The sequence below is a fragment of the Pseudomonas sp. Marseille-Q7302 genome (genome assembly GCF_965111925.1).
Genome location: NZ_CBCOPK010000001.1, coordinates 622,269 through 642,060, shown reverse-complemented (window position 1 = coordinate 642,060; position 19,792 = coordinate 622,269). Strand labels below are relative to the sequence as shown.

Here is a 19,792-nt window from a genome sequence, read left to right as displayed (position 1 = left end):
GCTCCTCTGAGGAACAGGCCGGGATGGATCCCGTGCTTAAGGAAAGAGGTGTAACCGTGCCTGCTGACAGCCACCCTCGGTATCGGTCTAGGACCGAATCAGTCTACGGGGAGCAACCTGCCCCTCGTCATCTATCTCGCCGATGCCGATGAAACGACCTTGGTCGTCCTGCACCCGCATCAAACCGAATTTCGGTGCATTGGCTGCCCGAACGGGCTGACCGTGCAACCAATAATAGGCGCTGTGCTGAGTCAACTGCACCAGCGGCCAATGTTCGAGGCCGCTGTCGACCGGCAGCAGGAAGCGATCCAGCGCTTCGGCACCGCCTTCGGCATGGGCCGCCTCCAGCTCGTCCAGGCTGATGGCCTGCACGAGGCCAAAGGGACCAGCCTGGGTACGTCGCAACTCAGCCACATGGGCCCCGCAACCGAGACGGGCGCCGAGGTCTTCGACCAGGGTGCGCACATAGGTCCCCTTGCTGCAGGCCACTTCCAGCGTCGCGCGATCTTCCTGCAACGCCAGGAGTTCCAGACGGGCAATAGTAACAGAACGCGCCTCGCGCTCCACTACTTCCCCGGCACGCGCCAACTTGTAGAGCGGCTGACCGTCGCGCTTGAGCGCCGAGTACATCGGCGGAATCTGCTCTATCTGGCCGCGAAACGCCGGCAGCGCCGCCTGGATGGCTGCTTCATCGACATCGACCGTCCGTCGCTCCAACACCTCACCCTCGGCGTCGCCGGTGGTGGTGGTGACGCCCAGCTGCGCCACGGTGCTGTAACCCTTGTCGGCGTCCAGCAGGTACTGGGAAAACTTGGTCGCTTCGCCGAAGCACAGCGGCAGCACACCGGTAGCCAGGGGATCCAGACTGCCGGTATGGCCCGCCTTCTCGGCGTTGAGCAGCCAGCGGACCTTTTGCAGGGCGGCATTGGAGGAAAAGCCGCGCGGCTTGTCCAGCACCAGCACGCCATGCACCTGCCGGCGAATACGCTTGACCTGGGCCACCCTACTCCTCCCCGTCCTGCCGACGATCTTCGGCGACCGCCCGCTCGATCAGCGCCGACAGCTGGGCGCCGCGACGGATGCTCTCGTCATACTGGAAACCCAGTTGCGGAACGGTCCGCAACTTCATCGCCCGACCCAACTGCTGCCGCAGGAAGCCGGAGGCATCCTTGAGGATGGCGATATTCTGCTTGATCGCCTCGGGGTCATCGTCCTTGCCCAGCACGGTGATGTGCACCTTGGCATGGGACAGATCCCGGGCCACGTCCACGCCGGTGATGGTCACCATACCCAGCCGTGGATCTTTGATTTCGCGATGGATCAACAGCGCCAGTTCGCGCTGTATCTGATCACCGATACGCTGGGTACGGCTGAATTCTTTGGCCATGTCGAAACTCTCGTACAAAAGGCCGCAGACGTCAGGCCTGCCAGCCATGAACCTTGGAAACGCGAACGGCAAGTCCGGACCTGGCAGGGTTCTGCCAGGTCCGCGACCTGCCGTCCTGGTGCAGTCTCGCCGTTACAGCGAACGGGCGACCTGAACCTTCTCGAACACTTCGATCTTGTCGCCGACGCGGACGTCGTTGTAGCTCTTCACGCCGATACCGCATTCCATGCCGGCACGCACTTCGGCCACGTCATCCTTGAAGCGACGCAGGGATTCCAGCTCGCCTTCGAAGATGACCACGTCTTCGCGCAGGACGCGGATCGGACGGTTGCGGTGCACCATGCCCTCGGTGACCATGCAGCCGGCGACGGCGCCGAACTTGGGCGAACGGAAGACGTCACGTACTTCAGCGATACCCAGGATGTTCTCCCGGACGTCACTGCCCAGCATGCCGGTCAGCGCCTTCTTCACATCTTCGATGATGTCGTAGATGACGTTGTAGTAGCGCATGTCGAGGCCTTCCTGCTCGACGATCTTCCGCGCCCCGGCATCGGCCCGGACGTTGAAGCCGAACAGCACGGCATTGGACGCCAGCGCCAGGTTGGCATCGCTCTCGGTGATACCACCGACGCCACCGCCGACTACACGTACCTGGACTTCGTCGTTGCCCAGACCGGACAGCGAACCCTGCAGCGCCTCGAGGGAGCCGCGCACATCGGACTTGAGCACGATGTTGAGGGTCTTCTTCTCGTCCTGGCCCATGTTCTCGAAGATGTTCTCGAGCTTGCCGGCATGGGCGCGAGCCAGCTTGACCTCGCGGAACTTGCCCTGACGGAACAGCGCCACTTCCCGGGCCTTCTTCTCGTCGGTCAGCACGGTGAGTTCATCACCGGCATCCGGGGTACCGTCCAGACCAAGGATCTCGACCGGAATGGACGGGCCGGCTTCCTTGATCGGCTTGCCGTTCTCGTCGAGCATGGCACGGATGCGACCGAAGTTGACGCCGACCAGGGCCATGTCGCCCTGCCGCAGGGTACCGTTCTGTACCAGCACGGTAGCGACCGGACCACGGCCCTTGTCCAGGCGCGACTCGATGACCACACCGCGACCGGGTGCTTCCGGCGTAGCGGTCAGCTCCAGGACTTCGGCCTGCAGCAGGATGGCTTCGAGCAGCTCGTCCACACCGGTACCGGCCTTGGCCGAGACGTGCACGAACTGGGTATCGCCGCCCCACTCTTCCGGGATGACCTGACGACCGGCCAGATCGTGCTTGACGCGATCCGGATCGGCATCGGGCTTGTCGATCTTGTTGACCGCCACGACGATGGGGACACCTGCCGCCTTGGCGTGCTGGATGGCTTCCTCGGTCTGCGGCATGACGCCGTCATCGGCCGCGACGACCAGGATGACGATGTCGGTGGCCTTGGCACCACGGGCACGCATCGCGGTGAACGCGGCGTGACCAGGGGTATCCAGGAAGGTCACCATGCCACGCTCAGTTTCCACGTGGTAGGCACCGATGTGCTGGGTGATGCCACCGGCTTCGCCCGACGCGACCTTGGCGCGACGGATGTAGTCCAGCAGCGAGGTCTTACCGTGGTCGACGTGACCCATGACGGTCACTACCGGCGCACGGTGCAGGGCCTTGCCACCCTCGAACTTGAGGGATTCGGCCAACTGGTCTTCCAGGGCGTTCTCGTTGACCAGCTTGACCTTGTGGCCCAGCTCTTCGGCCACCAGCTGCGCCGTCTCGCGGTCGAGCACCTGGTTGATGGTGGCGGGAGACCCCATCTTGAACATGAACTTGATGACTTCGGCGGCCTTCACCGACATCTGCTGAGCTAGCTCAGAGACGGTGATGGTCTCACCTAGATTGACTTCGCGCACTACAGGTCCTGTCGGGCTCTGGAACCCGTGTTGGTTTCGCTTCTTGAGTCGCGACTTGCCACCGCGACCGCCACGCCGGCCAAAGCCCTCTTCCTCGTCGTCGCCACTGCGCACGGTACGAGGAGCTGCGACCTTGTCCTTGATCGACGGGCGATGCTGGGCATTCTTGCGCTCACGACGCTCGTCTTCTTCGCGCTTGCTGCTCGGGGCAGGATGCACGGGACGACGCGGTTCTTCGCGCTTGCGCTCGCCAGCCGGATCGGCCTTCTTGGCCTCGGTGGCAGCTTCGGCAGCGGGCTGCTGCTCGGCCACCACGGCAGGTGCTTCCGGCGCAGCCGGGGCTGCGGCTTCGGTAGCGACGGCCTGCGCCTGCTCCACCTGGGCAGCGGCTTCGGCCTGCTGACGTGCAGCTTCTTCAGCAGCACGCTGGGCTTCTTCCTCGGCGCGCGCCTGGGCGGCAGCCTCTTCAGCGGCACGCTGGGCTTCCTGCTCGCGGCGCTGCTCGGCTTCAAGCTCGGCAGGGCTGCGCTTGACGAAGGTTTTCTTCTTGCGGACTTCGACACTGACGGTCTTGCTGCCGGCCACTTTCAGTGTGGTCTGGGTCTTGCGCTGCAGGGTGATCTTGCTTGGCTCGTCGAGCTGCGCAGTCCCCTTCAGGTGCGTCAGCAGCGCCTGCTTCTCCGCATCGCTCACCAATTGCTCGGCGCTGCTATGCGTCAGACCTGCCTCGCGCATCTGCTGTAGCAGACGTTCCACCGGCGTATTGACCGTTTGGGCCAGTTCTTTCACCGTGACTTGCGTCATGCACTTCTCTCCTCAGACTGCGCCGCTTACTCGAACCAATGGGCACGGGCAGCCATGATCAGCTTGCCGGCACGCTCTTCGGTCATGCCGTTGATGTCGAGCAGGTCGTCGATCGACTGCTCGGCGAGCTCTTCGCGATTGACCACGCCACGCTGGGCCAGCGCGCTGGCGAGCTGGGGATCCATGCCGTCGAGGGTCAGCAGATCTTCGCTGGGGCTCTTCTGTTCTTCCGTTGCGATGGCCCGGGTAAGCAGGCGATCCTTGGCCCGGGTACGCAGCTCGTTGACGATGTCTTCGTCGAAGCCATCGATGTTGAGCATCTCTTCCATGGGCACGTAGGCCACTTCCTCGAGGGAAGTGAAGCCTTCTTCCACCAGCACCTGCGCCAGTTCCTCGTCGACATCCAGCTCGTCGATGAAGCGCTGGATGATGTCGCCGGTCTCGGCCTGTTGCTTGGCGTTGATGTCCGCTTCGGTCATCACGTTGAGCGTCCAACCGGTCAGCTGACTGGCCAGGCGCACGTTCTGGCCGCCACGGCCGATCGCCTGGGCCAGGTTATCCTCGGCGACGGCGATGTCCATGGTACGGCTGTCTTCGTCGACGATGATCGAGGCGACTTCGGCCGGAGCCATGGCGTTGATGACGAACTGCGCCGGATTGTCATCCCAGAGGACGATGTCGACACGCTCGCCACCCAGTTCACCGGATACCGCCTGGACACGCGAACCACGCATGCCGATACAGGCGCCCTGCGGATCGATGCGCTTGTCCTTGGAGCGAACGGCGATCTTGGCCCGCGAGCCCGGATCCCGAGCGGCTGCCATGACATCGATCAGCTGCTCGGAGATTTCCGGTACTTCGATGCGGAACAGCTCGATCAGCATCTGCGGATCGGTACGCGACAGCATCAGTTGCGGACCGCGGTTTTCCGTACGGATCTCCTTGAGCAGGGCGCGCAGACGCACGCCCATGCGGAAGGTCTCACGGGGAATGATGTGCTCACGCGGAAGCAGCGCCTCGGCATTGTTGCCCAGGTCGACGATCACGCTGTCACGGGTGACCTTCTTGACGGTTCCCGAGATGATCTCGCCGACCTTCTCGCGATAGGCGTCCACCACCTGAGCCCGCTCGGCCTCGCGCACCTTCTGCACGATCACCTGCTTGGCGGTCTGGGCAGCGATCCGACCGAATTCGATGGACTCGATCTTCTCTTCGATCACTTCACCGGCCTTGACCCCAGGATGCTCTTCCTGGGCGTCTTCCACCGTCAGATGCGAATCGGGCAGCTGATAGTCTTCGTCTTCCACCACGGTCCAGCGGCGGAAGGTCTCGTAGCTGCCGTTGTGTCTGTTGATCGACACCCGCAGATCCACATCTTCTTCGTAGCGTTTCTTGGTAGCCGTGGCGAGAGCCAACTCCAGTGCCTCGAAGATGACGCCGGGTGGAACACCCTTCTCGTTCGAAACAGATTCCACTACCAGCAGAACTTCTTTGCTCATCTTACGCCTCGTATTCGCAATCCTTGGGATCCGCGGTCTCGCGCTCAAATCACTCGAAACGGGGAACGACGTTGGCCTTGTCGATCATCTCGATGGGTAGCAGATACTCATGCTCGTCCACCTGCACCACGACATCCTGGTCTTCCACACCGCGCAGCAAACCCTGGAAATTACGTCGCCCGTCGAAGGGCGACCGAAGTTTGACCTTTATCTGCTCACCGGCATGGGCAGCGAATTGCTCCAGCGTGAACAGGGGCCTATCCATACCGGGGGAAGACACCTCGAGGGTGTATTCATTGGTGATGGGATCTTCCACATCGAGTACGCCACTGACTTGGCGGCTGACCTTCTCGCAGTCTTCTACGAGAATGCCATTGGGATGATCGATGTAGACACGCAGTAGCGAATGCCGCCCTTGGGAGATGTACTCGACACCCCAGCAGACATAGCCAAGCGCCTCGATGACGGGGGCCAGCAAGGCCTGCAACTGTTCTAGCTTGCTCGACACCTGGTTGCCTCGCGTTTTTTGAGAATAAAAAATGGGCATTACGCCCATCCCTAAGAGGTCTGCGCAAGAAAGCGCGACCCGAACTGTCCAGCCAACAAAAAGCCCCTATAAAGGGGCTTTAAAAAACTGGTTGCGGGGGCTGGATTTGAACCAACGACCTTCGGGTTATGAGCCCGACGAGCTACCAGACTGCTCCACCCCGCGTCAAAGCTGGAGCGAGATTATATTCAACTCTACCATAAGAGTCAACCTACTCTCTCGCCGCGTCCTGTTGGACGTCTTTGCTATTTGGTGCCGAAGATGGGACTCGAACCCATACAGCCTGTGGCCACTACCCCCTCAAGATAGCGTGTCTACCAATTCCACCACTTCGGCATGAAACCTTTGAAACCTACTTGGACTCCTGGGGCACGTCCCCGGAAGTACCGCCTTGAGCAGCACGCGGCTGGCTTAGGGGAACATCGTTACCATCCTGCTTCGGCTGAGGAGCCTGCTGGACTGGCTGAGTGGGAAGACCCACTTCACGCAGACCCAGCGCACGGTCTTTGGCGTAATACCCCAGACCCAGACTAGTCGCGAAAAAAACCGCAGCTAGTATAGCAGTAAAACGACTCAGAAAGGTAGCAGAACCTTGACTACCAAAAACGGTACCCGAGGCACCCGCACCAAAGGATGCACCTGCTTCAGCACCCTTGCCCTGCTGCATCAACACCAGCACGATCAGGCCAAGCGCCATCAGCAAGTGGATCACTACAACTGCAGTTTCCAACATTATCCACGTCCTGCAGCGCGGCAAATCGCACTGAACTCTTCAGCATTCAGGGAGGCACCACCCACCAGCCCCCCATCGATATCCGGCATGCCGAACAACTCGGCAGCATTGGCGGCTTTGACACTACCGCCATACAGCAGCTGAAGCCCTTCAGCGACTTCAGCATCGGCCTCACGCACCAGGGCGCGAATCGCCGCATGAACCTCTTGCGCCTGCTCCGGCGTCGCCGTGAGCCCGGTACCTATCGCCCAAACAGGCTCATAGGCCACCACGGCACGGGTGAAAGCCGCGACTCCAACTGCGTCGATGACCGCCTTCAGCTGGCCACCGACCACGTCCAGAGTACGCTCGGCCTCCCGCTCTTCACGGGTTTCACCGACGCAGAGCACGGGAATCATCCCGCCCTCCTGGATGGCCGCGAATTTCTTCGCCACCACCTCGTCATCCTCGTTCAGCAGGGCACGCCGCTCGGAATGCCCCACCAATACGTAACGGCAACCGAATTCCACCAACTGCGTCGAGGATACCTCGCCAGTAAGGGCCTTCTCGCCAGCGACGGGAGCACAGGTCTGAGCCCCCACCATCAGCGACGTCGCCGCCAAACCTTCAGCCACCCCCGGCAGATGCACCAATGTCGGAATCACCACGACATCGACACCAGACACGCCGTCCAACCCTTTCAAGCCTGCGACCAATGCGGACACGCTCTGCAGCGAGCCATGCATTTTCCAGTTACCGGCAACCAGGGAACGACGCATGCGTTTTACCTCAGGGAGCGAAGTGGGCGCAGATGTTACTCAATCGAAAACAGGCATGCAAGCAAATCAAGCACATACCTCAGTTATCAATTGAGCGAGCGCTTCGGCATGGGCACGAACCTCACGTTCGTTTTCGCCTTCGACCATGACTCTGACCAACGGCTCGGTACCGGATTTACGCAGCAGCACCCGTCCCTTGCCGGCCATTTTCTCGGTCACCTCTGCGCTGGCCTGCTTGACCCGCGGATTCTCCAGAGGATCCTGGCCGCCACCGAATCTTACGTTGATCAACACCTGCGGACACTTGCGCAGCGCCATGCGTGCCTGGGCCAGGGTCTGACCGGCATTGCGCAAGGCGATCAGCACCTGCAGCGCGGCGATGGTAGCGTCACCAGTGGTGGTGTACTGGCAGCAGACCACGTGCCCGGAGTTCTCACCGCCCAACACCCAATTGCGCTCCAGCAGCTCGGCCATCACATAGCGATCGCCGACCTTGGCCCGCACGAAGGGGATATCCAGATCGGCCAGCCCCAGCTCGAGACCGAGATTGCTCATCAGGGTACCCACCACCCCACCCTCGAGGCGACCACGGCGCTTGAGATCGCGCGCGATCAGATAGAGCAGCTCGTCGCCATCCACTGCCGCCCCGGTGTGATCCACCATCAGGACCCGATCACCGTCGCCGTCGAAGGCGATGCCGATGTCGGCGTGCTGGTCGAGCACCGCTTGCTGCAGGCCCTCCAGGTGAGTGGAGCCGCAGTCCTTGTTGATGTTGAGCCCATCTGGCTGCACGCCCAGCACGCTGACGTCCGCACCGAGCTCACGGAAGACGCTGGGCGCGATCTTGTAGGTCGCACCGTTGGCGCAATCCAGCACGATCTTCATCCCAGCGAAGCTGGTACCGGTCGGTACGCTGCTCTTGCAGAACTCGATGTAGCGACCGGCCGCATCGTTGATGCGCGAGACCTTGCCAATCCGCGCCGAGTCGACCACGGTCATCGGAGTATCGAGCAGCTCCTCGATCATGGTCTCGAGCTCATCGGGCAGCTTGGTGCCGGCGCCGGAAAAGAACTTGATGCCGTTGTCGTAGTAAGGATTGTGCGAAGCACTGATGACAATGCCGGCGCTGGCCTGAAAGGTTCGCGTCAGATAGGCGATACCCGGTGTCGGCATGGGACCGAGCAGCATGACGTCCGCACCGGCGGCGGACAGACCGGCCTCCAGCGCCGACTCGAACATGTAGCCCGAGTTGCGCGTGTCCTTGCCGACCAGCACCCGACAGCCGCCGCGGCTGCGAAAGGCGATGCCCGCCGCCCAGCCCAGCTTGAGCATGAAATCCGGCGTAATGGGATAGGTCCCGACCTTGCCGCGAATGCCATCGGTTCCGAAATACTTTCTTGCCATCAGTTCTGTTCCTGCCTGAAGCCTTCGACCGCAGTGATCATCTTCACCACGTCCACTGTTTCCGCCACATCATGAACCCTCAGGATCTGGGCCCCCTTGGTCAGCGCCAGGGCCGCCAGCGCCAGCCCACCCGCCAGGCGGCCCTCCACGGGCCGTCCAGTGACCGCGCCGATCATGCTCTTGCGCGAGACACCCACCAGCAAGGGTAGCCCAAAGGCGAGCAATTCGGTTTGCCGCTTAAACAGTTCGAGGTTGTGTTCCAGGGTCTTGGCAAAGCCGTACCCCGGATCCAGCACCAGACGCTCGCGAGCGATGCCAGCCATCTCGCAACGTGCGATCTGCTCGCCGAGAAAGGCACCGACCTCCCCCGTGACGTCGGTATAGACGGGCGCCTGCTGCATGGTGCTTGGCTCGCCACGCATGTGCATCAGGCAAACCGCCAGGCCGGTAGCGGCAGCCGCCTCAAGGGCGCCAGGACGCTTCAGCGAGCGCACATCGTTGATCAGGCCAGCACCGGCCAGAGCGCCTTCGCGCATGACCGCTGGCGCGGAGGTATCCAGGGAAATAACGACATCCAGCTCCCGAGCGATCGCCTGAACCACCGGAATTACCCGATCAAGCTCTTGAGCCTCGGATACCGCTGGGGCCCCTGGCCGGGTGGACTCACCCCCTACATCGATGATGGCCGCACCGGCCGCCACCATTGCTTCCGCATGACGCAGGGCACTTTCCACTGCCGTGTAACGGCCGCCATCAGAAAAGGAGTCAGGGGTGACGTTGAGGATGCCCATGACTTTGGGCGTGTCAAAAACAAGAACCCGATTGCCGCAAGGCAATCGGGTCGAAGGAAACGGATTGAACATGGGTGTTTCAGTGTTCTCCAGCCGGACCACCGATGGGCGTCTCAGGACGGTCGCTGCCACTCTGCGGCGATGCGGGCGCATCCCCGGTCGGACCACCGCGATCGTGCCAGTCGCGCGGTTCACGCGGGACCTTGCCAGCCATGATGTCGTCGATCTGATCGGAATCGATGGTCTCGTACTTCATCAAAGCATCAGCCATGAGTTCGAGCTTGTCACGATTCTCGTCGAGCAGACGCTTGGCGGTGTTGTAGCAGTCGTCGATGATGCGGCGGATCTCGACGTCGATCTGCTTGGCAGTCTCGCCCGACATGTTGCCACCACCACCGCCACCGGAACGACCCAGGTAGCCTTCGTTCTCTTCCTCACCGTACAGCAGCGGACCGAGCTTCTCGGACAGGCCCCACTTGGTCACCATGTTACGCGCCAGGGAAGTCGCTCTCATGATGTCGTTGGAGGCACCCGTGGTGACACCTTCGAACCCCAGGGTCATTTCCTCGGCGATACGGCCACCAAACAGCGAGCAGATCTGGCTTTCCAGCGCCCGCTTGGACAGGCTGTAACGATCTTCCTCAGGGAGGAACATGGTCACGCCCAGGGCACGGCCGCGAGGAATGATGGAGACCTTGTAGACCGGGTCGTGCTCGGGCACCAAGCGACCGACGATGGCATGACCGGCTTCGTGGTAAGCGGTATTACGCTTCTCCTTCTCGGACATGACCATGGTCTTGCGCTCGGCGCCCATCATGATCTTGTCCTTGGCCAGCTCGAACTCACGCATGTCGACGATGCGCTTGTTGGCACGGGCGGCGAACAGGGAAGCTTCGTTGACCAGGTTGGCCAGGTCGGCACCGGAGAAACCCGGAGTACCCCGAGCAATCACGCTAGCATCGACGCGATCACCGACCGGCACCTTGCGCATGTGCACCTTGAGGATCTGCTCGCGACCGCGGATGTCGGGCAGCCCGACCACGACCTGGCGGTCGAAACGACCGGGGCGCAGCAAGGCAGGGTCGAGGACATCGGGACGGTTGGTAGCAGCAATGACGATGATGCCATCGTTCATTTCAAAGCCATCCATTTCCACCAGCAGCTGGTTCAGGGTCTGCTCGCGTTCGTCATGACCACCGCCCATGCCGTTGCCACGATGGCGACCGACCGCATCGATCTCGTCGATGAAGATGATGCAGGGAGCGTGCTTCTTGGCCTGGTCGAACATGTCGCGTACGCGACTGGCTCCGACACCGACGAACATCTCGACGAAGTCCGAACCGGAAATAGTGAAGAAGGGTACCTTGGCCTCACCGGCAACAGCCTTGGCCAGCAAGGTCTTGCCGGTACCGGGCGAACCGACCATCAGCACGCCACGGGGAATACGTCCACCCAGGCGCTGGAACTTGCCCGGGTCGCGCAGGAATTCAACCAGCTCGGTGACCTCTTCCTTGGCTTCGTCGCAACCGGCGACGTCGGCGAAGGTGGTCTTGACCTGGTCTTCCGACAACAGGCGCGCCTTGCTCTTGCCAAAGCTCATGGGACCACCGCGACCGCCGGCACCTCCCTGCATCTGGCGCATGAAGAACATGAAGACGGCGATGATCACCAGGATCGGGAAGCTGGCCACCAGCAACTGAGTCCAGATGCTCTGCTGCTCGGGCTGTTTGCCGGTGATGGTGACGCTGTTGTTGACCAGGTCGCCGATCAGGCCATTGTCCTGAATCGCTGGACGGATGGTCTTGAAGGGGTCGCCATCGCGATGCTTGCCGGTGATGACATAGCCATCCACGGTCACGCTCTCGATCTGCCCGTCCTTCACCTGCTGGATGAAGTCGGAGTAGTTGAGCGTCTGGGGTTCGTTGGGGCTGGAGAAGTTGTTCATCACGGTGACGAGCACCGCGGCGATGATCAGCCACAGGATCAGATTCTTTGCCATGTCGTTCAATTGACTACCCTCTGCGCCGGTTTCGTGGGTAAACCGTTCGAAGCGAAACCGGCAGTGACCGGTAAGTTACTACACAAAGCCTGGCCCACGGCAGACATCGTCTGTAACGCTATATGAGTCTTCTGCCTTTGACTCTAGGGCAAGGCAGATGTTGCGGCCATCAATTCTCTCAATCGCCCTTGAAACCGCGACCCAATAGATACTGCTGGAGCGACACGTCCCGCGAAGCGAAAAGAGCGCACCTGACCTCCACAGCGAAGCTTCCACGCCCCTCTTTGAGGAAATTCGTGCAGCCTTCTCGCTGGAAGACCCTGATCAGACAGCCTACCCGGACACCAACCCGGCGCACGAGGCTCATGGCCAGCGCACCAGGATAGACAGCCCTGGACTGGCCTACCACATCAAGGCCATTCATATGGGGGCTCTGCTGAAAATAACAAGGCCTCGCGGATAGCCATCAATCGCCCCTGTAAATCAGACGGATCCGGCACTGCCAGCGACGGCGGCAATGTCACATCCGGCAGTCTCTCGCAAGCGATGGCACAAATTTTCCGGCGATTGACCAGCCGCCCTTCCGAGCCTGCTTGACGCAGGCGTTGCCCGTGTGTTCCCTGAGCCCATGCACGCTGGACTGAGCGCAGGCCACGGTAAGTTTTCTTGTATCGCTGGGCGGCACCGGACAGCTGGGATAAACTGCTCGGCTTTTATCTGGGGTGAATTATGGCGCTCAACAACGAGCATAAAAAGCGGTTCAAGGCGATCGGTCATCAACTCAAGCCGGTGGTCACCATCAGCGAGAACGGCCTGAGCGAAGGCGTATTGGGTGAACTCGAACGCGCCCTGAACGACCATGAACTGATCAAGATCAAGCTGGCCGTCACCGAACGCGAAGACCGCCGGGCCCTGATCGACGAACTGTGCGCGTCGAGCAAGGCCGAGCTGGTGCAGGTGATTGGCAAGATGGCCCTGATCTATCGCAAGGCCCGCGAACAGAATCGCAACCTGTCCAACGTGGTGCGCTATACCGCTTGAGCCCCGGGCGCACGCCCGGGAACAGGTTGCAGCACCAGGATCAGACCGCAAAGCAACAGGACCAGGTAGCCGGCCAGGGCGGTCGGTCCGGTCCAGAAGCGCGCCAGTTCGTTCTGCAGCACCACGGCTAGCGCACTGGCCAGCAGCAGCTGACCGCGCAGATCGCGCCACAGCGCGCTGAAGCCGGCCCACCACACCAGCACCACGACCTGGGTAAAGACCCCCCCGGCTGCAGCGCTGAGCATCATGCGCAGCAATTCTTCGCGCCCGGACTGGATCAGCAGCGGCGCCCAGCCCGCCTGGGCGAGCGCCACAGGGATGCACAGGTGCAGGGCGACCAGCGGGCCGACCCAGAACACCTGGGCCAGCTGCCAGGCTGCCGCGAGCAGCCTGGCGAGCCAGCCTCCGGTGCGGTGATCAGACGTGACGGACGGCGACAATTTCGTATTCGACATCGCCGCCCGGGGTCTTCACCAGCACCACGTCCCCTTCTTCCTTGCCGATCAGCGCGCGGGCGATGGGCGAACCCACCGACAGCTTGCTCTGCTTGATATCAGCCTCATCGTCGCCGACGATCTGGTAGGTCACCGTCTCGTCGGTCTCGGTGTTGGCAATCTCTACGGTGGTACCGAAGATGACCTTGCCGGTGTGCGGCAGGGCAGCTACGTCGATCACCTGGGCGTTCTGCAACCGGCCTTCGATATCGCGGATCCGCGCCTCTACCATGCCCTGCTGTTCGCGGGCAGCATGGTATTCGGCGTTCTCCTTGAGATCACCCAGCTCACGCGCTTCGGCGATGGCCTGGGTGATCTGCGGACGCAGCTCGGTCTTGAGGTGTTTGAGTTCGTCTTCCAGGGCGCGAGCACCCTGGACGGTCATGGGGTACTTGGTCATGCCTTAACTCCTGCATGCAGATCTTGCAGCCGGCGCACGGTCTTTTCGGCGCCGAATTTCAAAGCTTCGCAAATGGCCTGGCCGCCGGCAATGGTAGTGGTGCAGCAGAGCTTGTGCTGCAGCGCGTTGCGGCGGATTGAATAGGAATCAGCGATGGACTGCCGGCCTTCGGTGGTGTTGATGATCAGGGTGACTTCGTCGTTCTTGATCATGTCGACCACGTGAGGGCGACCCTCGGTCACCTTGTTCACGCGACGTACCGGCAGACCAGCCGCCTCGATCACCCGCGCGGTACCTGCAGTGGCGACGACTTCGAAGCCGAGGCCGACCAGATCACGAGCAACCTGCACGGCTTCGGGCTTGTCGTCGTCCCGTACGCTGATGAAGGCGCAACCGGAGTTCGGCAGGATCTCGTTGGCGCCCAGCTGGGCCTTGGCGAAGGCTTCGCCGAAGCTGTCGCCCACGCCCATCACCTCGCCAGTGGATTTCATTTCTGGGCCGAGGATGGGGTCCACGCCGGGGAACTTGTTGAAGGGGAACACCGCTTCCTTGACGCTGAAGAACGGCGGGATGATTTCCTGGGTGAAGCCGACCTCGGCCAGGGTCTTGCCGGCCATGACGCGGGCGGCCACCTTGGCCAGGGACTCGCCGATGCACTTGGAGACGAAGGGCACGGTACGGGAGGCGCGCGGGTTGACCTCGATGACGTAGATGTCCTCGCCCTGCACGGCCATCTGCACGTTCATCAGACCGACCACGCCGAGTTCCAGAGCCATCTTCTTGACCTGCTCGCGGATCTCGTCCTGGATGTGCTTGGGCAGCGAATACGGCGGTAGCGAGCAGGCGGAGTCACCGGAGTGCACGCCGGCCTGTTCGATGTGCTGCATGATGGCGCCGATCACCACGGTCTGGCCGTCGCACACCGCATCCACATCCACCTCGATGGCGCAGTTGAGGAAGTGGTCGAGCAGCACCGGACTGTCGTTGGACACCTTCACCGCTTCGCGCATGTAGCGCTTGAGTTCTTCTTCCTGGTAGACGATTTCCATCGCCCGGCCGCCCAGTACGTAGGAGGGACGAACCACCATCGGATAACCGATGTTCTTGGAGAGGGCCAGGGCCTCGTCTTCGCTGCGCGCGGTGGCGTTGGCCGGCTGGCGCAGATTCAGGCGCTGCACCATCTGCTGGAAGCGCTCGCGATCTTCGGCGCGGTCGATGGCATCGGGGCTGGTGCCGATGATGGGCACGCCAGCCTCTTCCAGGGCCCGGCAGAGCTTGAGCGGGGTCTGGCCGCCGTATTGGACGATGACGCCCCTGGGCTGCTCGACACGGACGATCTCCAGCACGTCCTCCAGGGTCACCGGCTCGAAGAACAGGCGGTCGGAGGTGTCGTAATCGGTGGAGACGGTTTCCGGGTTGCAGTTGACCATGATGGTTTCATAGCCGTCTTCACGCATGGCCAGGGCCGCGTGCACACAGCAGTAGTCGAACTCGATGCCCTGGCCGATGCGGTTGGGACCGCCGCCCAGGATCATGATCTTGTCGCGACCGCTGGGCTTGGCCTCGCACTCTTCCTCGTAGGTGGAGTAGAGGTAGGCGGTGTCGGTGGCGAATTCGGCAGCACAGGTGTCCACCCGCTTGTATACCGGCAGCACCTTGAGCTTGTGGCGATGGGCACGCAGGTTCTTCTCGGTGACGCCGAGCAGCTTGGCCAGGCGCGCGTCGGAGAAGCCCTTGCGCTTGAGCTTGCGCATCAGGTCGTAGTCGAGATCGGCCAGACCCAGGGTCTTGATGCGCTCCTCGTCCTTGATCAGGTCTTCGATCTGTACCAGGAACCAGGGATCGATACGAGTCAGTTCGAAGACCTTGTCCAGGCTGTAGCCCTGACGGAAGGCATCGCCGATGTACCAGATGCGGTCGGCGCCCGGCACGGTCAGCTCACGCTTGAGGGTGCTGTCTGCCTCGGGATCGGCCGGATCCAGCTTGGGATCAAAGCCGACCACGCCCACTTCCAGGCCGCGCAGGGCTTTCTGCAGGGACTCCTGGAAGGTACGACCGATGGACATGACCTCGCCCACGGATTTCATCTGAGTGGTCAAGCGGGCGTCGGCCTTGGGGAATTTCTCGAAGGCGAAGCGCGGGATCTTGGTGACCACGTAGTCGATGGCCGGCTCGAAGGACGCCGGGGTACGCCCGCCGGTGATGTCGTTCTGCAGCTCGTCCAGGGTGTAGCCGACCGCCAGCTTGGCGGCGATCTTGGCGATGGGGAAGCCGGTGGCCTTGGAGGCCAGCGCCGAGGAGCGGGACACCCGCGGGTTCATCTCGATCACCACCATGCGCCCGGTGTTCGGGCAGATGCCGAACTGGACGTTGGAGCCGCCGGTCTCGACGCCGATCTCGCGCAGCACCGCCAGGGAGGCGTTGCGCATGATCTGGTATTCCTTGTCGGTCAGGGTCTGAGCCGGAGCCACGGTGATGGAGTCACCGGTGTGCACGCCCATGGGATCGAAGTTCTCGATGGAGCAGACGATGATGCAGTTGTCCTTCTTGTCGCGGACCACCTCCATCTCGTATTCCTTCCAGCCGATCAGGGATTCGTCGATCAGCAGCTCGTTGGTCGGCGACAGGTCCAGACCACGGTTGCAGATCTCCTCGAACTCTTCGCGGTTGTAGGCGATGCCACCACCGGTGCCGCCCATGGTGAAGGACGGACGGATGATGCAGGGGAAGCCGACCTTCTCCAGCACGCCGTAGGCTTCTTCCATGCTGTGGGCGATACCCGAGACCGGGCAGGCCAGGCCGATGTCCTTCATGGCCTTGTCGAAGCGCGAGCGATCCTCGGCCTTGTCGATGGTGTCGGCGTTGGCACCGATCATCTCGACGCCGAATTTCTCCAGCACGCCGTGACGCTCCAGGTCCAGGGCGCAGTTCAGCGCGGTCTGGCCACCCATGGTCGGCAGCAGAGCGTCGGGACGCTCCTTCTCGATGATCTTGGCCACCGTCGCCCACTTGATCGGCTCGATGTAGGTGGCATCGGCCATGGAGGGGTCGGTCATGATGGTGGCCGGGTTGGAGTTCACCAGGATGACGCGGAAGCCTTCCTCGCGCAGGGCCTTGCAGGCCTGGGCGCCGGAATAGTCGAACTCGCAGGCCTGGCCGATGACGATGGGGCCGGCTCCGAGGATCAGGATGCTCTTGATGTCTGTACGCTTAGGCATGGGCTTCTCGAATGCAGGTAATCAGGTCAGGGTCGCGGTGGCCAACTTCACACCGAAACCAACGAACAGGGCGCCGACGCCGCCGGTGGCGCCTGCGCTGAGGCGACGCCGCTGACGGAACCAGGCCGCCAGGCGAACGCCGCAGAAAATCAGGAACGACAGGTAGCAGAAGCTGATCGCTTCCAGTACCGCGCCCAGCACCAGGAAGGACAGCGCCGGATGGGCGTAACCGGGGTCCACGAACTGGATGAAGAAGGAGACGAAGAACAGGATCGCCTTCGGATTCGACAGGCTCAGCAGCAGCGCCTTGCGGAACGGCTGATGGACGTCTTCGCGCAGGGTCGCCTCGGCCTGGCCCTGGGCCGGGCTGCGCCAGGACTTGAGTCCGCCGCGCAACATGCCCCAGCCGAGGTAGAACAGGTAGGCCGCACCCAGATACTTGAGGACCTGGAAGAACAGCGGCTCGGCCTTGAGCAGCGAGGCGACGCCCAGAGCCGAGAGCAGCATCAGCACGGCGTCACCAAGGAACACGGCGGAAGCCGCCTGGTAACCGCTGCGGATGCCGCGCTGGGCGCTGGTGGCGAGCACGAAGAAGGAGTTGGGACCGGGCAACAGGATGACGAACAGGGTCCCGACCACATAGGTCCAGAAGTCGATGACACCCAGATTCGCCAGCATGGGCTCTACCCTCCTCTAACCTTAGCGGCGCGCGGCCATGGCCTGGATGAACTTGTCGAACAGCGGTGCCACGTCGTGCGGGCCAGGGCTCGCCTCGGGGTGACCCTGGAAGCTGAAAGCGACCTTGTCGGTACGCTCGATGCCCTGCAGGGTGCCGTCGAACAGCGACTTGTGGGTGGCACGCACATTGGCCGGCAGGCTGGCCTCGTCCACGGCAAAACCGTGGTTCTGGCTGGTGATCATCACCACGCCGCTGTCGAGATCCTGCACCGGATGGTTGGCGCCGTGGTGACCGTTGGGCATCTTCACCGTCTTGGCGCCGGAGGCCAGAGCCAGCAGCTGATGGCCCAGGCAGATGCCGAATACCGGAATCTCGGTCTCCAGAACATCCTGGATCGCCTTGATGGCGTAGTCGCAGGGCTCGGGATCGCCCGGGCCGTTGGCCAGGAAGATGCCGTCGGGCTGCAGCGCCAGGGCTTCGCTGGCCGGGGTCTGGGCCGGCAGCACGGTGATGCGGCAGCCGCGGGCCACCAGCATGCGCAGGATGTTCAGCTTGACGCCATAGTCGAAGGCCACCACGTGGTAGGGCAGCTGCTCGGTGGGGATCTCGGCGTGACTGTCGGTTTCCAGCGACCAGACGCTGGAGCGCCACTCGTAGCGTTCCTTGACGCTGACTTCCTTGGCCAGGTCCATGCCCTTGAGGCCAGGGAAGGCACGAGCCAATTCCAGGGCACGCTCTTCGGTGGCGTCTTCGCCGGTCAGGATGCAGCCATCCTGAGCGCCCTTCTCGCGGAGAATGCGGGTCAGTCGACGGGTGTCGATCCCGGCAATGGCGATGGTGCCGTTTTCCTTGAGATAGTCGGGCAGCGACTGCTTGTTACGCCAGTTGCTGGCCAGCAGCGGCAGGTCGCGGATGATCAGCCCGGCAGCCCAGACCTGAGCGGCCTCGCCATCCTGCGGCGTGGTGCCGGTATTGCCGATGTGCGGATAGGTCAGGGTGACGATCTGCTTCGCATAGGAAGGATCGGTCAGGATTTCCTGGTAGCCGGTCATGGCGGTGTTGAACACCACTTCGCCGACCGTGTGGCCGTCGGCACCGATGGATTCACCGCGAAAGATGCTGCCATCGGCAAGTGCGAGTATGGCTGGCTTAGTCAAGAAGACCTCCGAAAATCAAGCCTTGGCGGGCAAACGCAGGGTGCAAAAAAACGGGATGACATCTCGAAGAGTCATCCCGTTTTAATGTTGTGATTTCATTCTGCGCTAGCTTTTAGTGGATACACTAAAGCTGCATTGTACACGAATTGATCACGGCTTGCACCCCTGCGAGCTGATCAGCGCAACTCCAGTACGTCCTGCATGTCATATAGCGCTGGCTGTTTGTCCTTCAGCCACAGGGCTGCACGCACCGCGCCCTTGGCGAAGGTCATGCGACTGGACGCCTTGTGGGTGATCTCGACCCGCTCGCCTTCGCTGGCGAACAATACCGTGTGATCGCCCACCACGTCCCCGGCACGCACGGTGGCGAAGCCGATGGTCTGGCGATCCCGCGCACCGGTCTGGCCTTCCCGGCCATAGACGGCGACCTCCTCCAGATCACGCCCCAGCGCCTGAGCCACGACCTCGCCCATGCGCAGGGCGGTACCTGAGGGCGCATCGACCTTGTGCCGGTGATGCGCCTCGATGATCTCGATATCGACCTCGTCACCCAGTACCCGGGCAGCGGTATCCAGCAGCTTGAGGCAGAGATTGACGCCAACGCTGAAGTTGGCGGCGAAGACGATGGGGATTTCCTTGCTCGCTTCCAGCAGGGTCAGCTTCTGCTCGGCGGTAAAGCCGGTGGTGCCGATCACCATGGCCTTTCTGGCCTTGCGGCAGAGCGCCAGATTCTGCAGGGTCACATTGGGATGGGTGAAGTCGATGACGACATCGAAGTCATCTAGCACCCGCGCCAGGTCACCCGACAGCATCACTCCGTTACGGCCGATGCCGGCGAGTTCGCCGGCATCGGCACCCACCAGGCTGCTCTCGGGACGATCCACCGCAGCAGTCAGGCCGGCAGCGCCCTGGGTCTGCTGGACCGCTTCGATCAGGGTCTTGCCCATGCGCCCCGCGGCGCCCATTACAGCTATACGTCGCATCATCAGCTCCA

General features: G+C 62.2%; 17 protein-coding genes and 2 tRNA genes. 1 reads left to right on the top strand and 18 read right to left on the bottom strand.

What is annotated here, in order from left to right; genetic code table 11:
* Positions 1 to 87: 87 nt before the first annotated feature.
* The 12 genes from truB to ftsH form a co-directional block, all read right to left on the bottom strand.
* Positions 88 to 1,002, bottom strand: a complete 915-nt coding sequence (truB, locus tag ACWPW1_RS03055; protein ID WP_059313373.1) for a tRNA pseudouridine(55) synthase TruB — start codon at positions 1,000 to 1,002, stop codon at positions 88 to 90.
* Between the two features lies 1 nt (position 1,003).
* The gene (gene rbfA, locus ACWPW1_RS03050) at positions 1,004 to 1,387 is read right to left on the bottom strand and encodes a 30S ribosome-binding factor RbfA (RefSeq protein ID WP_133863047.1); all 384 of its coding nucleotides are present in this window, start codon (positions 1,385 to 1,387) and stop codon (positions 1,004 to 1,006) included.
* A gap of 132 nt (positions 1,388 to 1,519) precedes the next feature.
* Entirely contained in the window at positions 1,520 to 4,078 is a 2,559-nt protein-coding gene (gene infB / locus ACWPW1_RS03045; protein ID WP_271653750.1) for a translation initiation factor IF-2, read from the bottom strand.
* Positions 4,079 to 4,104: 26 nt separating this feature from the next.
* Positions 4,105 to 5,577 carry a transcription termination factor NusA gene (gene nusA / locus ACWPW1_RS03040; RefSeq protein WP_007162649.1) on the bottom strand — a complete coding sequence of 491 codons (1,473 nt, stop codon included), beginning with the start codon at positions 5,575 to 5,577 and terminating at the stop codon, positions 4,105 to 4,107.
* Positions 5,578 to 5,626: 49 nt separating this feature from the next.
* Positions 5,627 to 6,085: a ribosome maturation factor RimP gene (gene rimP / locus ACWPW1_RS03035; RefSeq protein WP_059316809.1), complete on the bottom strand. Its 459-nt coding sequence runs from the start codon at positions 6,083 to 6,085 to the stop codon at positions 5,627 to 5,629.
* 127 nt (positions 6,086 to 6,212) lie between these two features.
* Positions 6,213 to 6,289: transfer RNA gene (locus ACWPW1_RS03030), tRNA-Met, on the bottom strand.
* Between the two features lie 85 nt (positions 6,290 to 6,374).
* Positions 6,375 to 6,460, bottom strand: a tRNA-Leu gene (locus tag ACWPW1_RS03025).
* A gap of 16 nt (positions 6,461 to 6,476) precedes the next feature.
* Complete coding sequence (secG, locus tag ACWPW1_RS03020; RefSeq protein WP_133863044.1) at positions 6,477 to 6,857, bottom strand: preprotein translocase subunit SecG; 381 nt, start codon at positions 6,855 to 6,857, stop codon at positions 6,477 to 6,479.
* A complete protein-coding gene (tpiA, locus tag ACWPW1_RS03015; protein WP_454252325.1) occupies positions 6,857 to 7,615 on the bottom strand; it encodes a triose-phosphate isomerase in 759 nt (252 codons plus the stop codon). Before tpiA ends, secG begins: the two co-directional genes overlap by 1 nt.
* A gap of 66 nt (positions 7,616 to 7,681) precedes the next feature.
* Positions 7,682 to 9,019, bottom strand: a complete 1,338-nt coding sequence (gene glmM / locus ACWPW1_RS03010) for a phosphoglucosamine mutase (protein ID WP_454252324.1) — start codon at positions 9,017 to 9,019, stop codon at positions 7,682 to 7,684.
* Complete coding sequence (gene folP / locus ACWPW1_RS03005) at positions 9,019 to 9,882, bottom strand: dihydropteroate synthase (RefSeq protein ID WP_454252323.1); 864 nt, start codon at positions 9,880 to 9,882, stop codon at positions 9,019 to 9,021. The genes glmM and folP overlap by 1 nt, the downstream gene beginning before the upstream one ends.
* A 7-nt stretch (positions 9,883 to 9,889) precedes the next feature.
* Positions 9,890 to 11,809: an ATP-dependent zinc metalloprotease FtsH gene (gene ftsH / locus ACWPW1_RS03000; protein WP_059313368.1), complete on the bottom strand. Its 1,920-nt coding sequence runs from the start codon at positions 11,807 to 11,809 to the stop codon at positions 9,890 to 9,892.
* Positions 11,810 to 12,538: 729 nt separating this feature from the next.
* Between ftsH and yhbY the strand changes: the two genes are divergently transcribed.
* A complete protein-coding gene (gene yhbY, locus ACWPW1_RS02995) occupies positions 12,539 to 12,850 on the top strand; it encodes a ribosome assembly RNA-binding protein YhbY (RefSeq protein ID WP_059313366.1) in 312 nt (103 codons plus the stop codon).
* Here the strand turns inward: yhbY and ACWPW1_RS02990 are convergent.
* The 6 genes from ACWPW1_RS02990 to dapB all read right to left on the bottom strand — a co-directional run bounded on the left by ACWPW1_RS02990 (position 12,838) and on the right by dapB (position 19,781).
* On the bottom strand, positions 12,838 to 13,290 hold the full coding sequence (locus ACWPW1_RS02990; RefSeq protein WP_454252322.1) for a hypothetical protein: 453 nt from the start codon (positions 13,288 to 13,290) through the stop codon (positions 12,838 to 12,840). The two genes, yhbY and ACWPW1_RS02990, sit on opposite strands and share 13 nt — an antisense overlap.
* The gene (greA, locus tag ACWPW1_RS02985) at positions 13,268 to 13,744 is read right to left on the bottom strand and encodes a transcription elongation factor GreA (RefSeq protein WP_059313365.1); all 477 of its coding nucleotides are present in this window, start codon (positions 13,742 to 13,744) and stop codon (positions 13,268 to 13,270) included. The genes ACWPW1_RS02990 and greA overlap by 23 nt, the downstream gene beginning before the upstream one ends.
* Positions 13,741 to 16,962, bottom strand: coding sequence for a carbamoyl-phosphate synthase large subunit (gene carB, locus ACWPW1_RS02980; protein WP_454252321.1), 3,222 nt, complete (start codon positions 16,960 to 16,962; stop codon positions 13,741 to 13,743). Before carB ends, greA begins: the two co-directional genes overlap by 4 nt.
* A gap of 21 nt (positions 16,963 to 16,983) precedes the next feature.
* Complete coding sequence (gene leuE / locus ACWPW1_RS02975; protein WP_059313363.1) at positions 16,984 to 17,640, bottom strand: leucine efflux protein LeuE; 657 nt, start codon at positions 17,638 to 17,640, stop codon at positions 16,984 to 16,986.
* A gap of 21 nt (positions 17,641 to 17,661) precedes the next feature.
* Entirely contained in the window at positions 17,662 to 18,798 is a 1,137-nt protein-coding gene (gene carA / locus ACWPW1_RS02970; protein ID WP_454252320.1) for a glutamine-hydrolyzing carbamoyl-phosphate synthase small subunit, read from the bottom strand.
* A 176-nt stretch (positions 18,799 to 18,974) separates the two neighbouring features.
* Entirely contained in the window at positions 18,975 to 19,781 is an 807-nt protein-coding gene (gene dapB / locus ACWPW1_RS02965; RefSeq protein WP_173148572.1) for a 4-hydroxy-tetrahydrodipicolinate reductase, read from the bottom strand.
* Positions 19,782 to 19,792: the final 11 nt, after the last annotated feature.

Excerpts from the sequence above, each read along its gene's own strand:
- rbfA (WP_133863047.1), bottom strand. The coding sequence starts at position 1,387 with ATGGCCAAAGAATTCAGCCGTACCCAGCGTATCGGTGATCAGATACAG.
- infB (WP_271653750.1), bottom strand. The coding sequence starts at position 4,078 with ATGACGCAAGTCACGGTGAAAGAACTGGCCCAAACGGTCAATACGCCG.
- nusA (WP_007162649.1), bottom strand. The coding sequence starts at position 5,577 with ATGAGCAAAGAAGTTCTGCTGGTAGTGGAATCTGTTTCGAACGAGAAG.
- secG (WP_133863044.1), bottom strand. The coding sequence starts at position 6,857 with ATGTTGGAAACTGCAGTTGTAGTGATCCACTTGCTGATGGCGCTTGGC.
- tpiA (WP_454252325.1), bottom strand. The coding sequence starts at position 7,615 with ATGCGTCGTTCCCTGGTTGCCGGTAACTGGAAAATGCATGGCTCGCTG.
- glmM (WP_454252324.1), bottom strand. The coding sequence starts at position 9,019 with ATGGCAAGAAAGTATTTCGGAACCGATGGCATTCGCGGCAAGGTCGGG.
- folP (WP_454252323.1), bottom strand. The coding sequence starts at position 9,882 with ATGTTCAATCCGTTTCCTTCGACCCGATTGCCTTGCGGCAATCGGGTT.
- ftsH (WP_059313368.1), bottom strand. The coding sequence starts at position 11,809 with ATGGCAAAGAATCTGATCCTGTGGCTGATCATCGCCGCGGTGCTCGTC.
- yhbY (WP_059313366.1), top strand. The coding sequence starts at position 12,539 with ATGGCGCTCAACAACGAGCATAAAAAGCGGTTCAAGGCGATCGGTCAT.
- greA (WP_059313365.1), bottom strand. The coding sequence starts at position 13,744 with ATGACCAAGTACCCCATGACCGTCCAGGGTGCTCGCGCCCTGGAAGAC.
- carB (WP_454252321.1), bottom strand. The coding sequence starts at position 16,962 with ATGCCTAAGCGTACAGACATCAAGAGCATCCTGATCCTCGGAGCCGGC.
- leuE (WP_059313363.1), bottom strand. The coding sequence starts at position 17,640 with ATGCTGGCGAATCTGGGTGTCATCGACTTCTGGACCTATGTGGTCGGG.
- dapB (WP_173148572.1), bottom strand. The coding sequence starts at position 19,781 with ATGCGACGTATAGCTGTAATGGGCGCCGCGGGGCGCATGGGCAAGACC.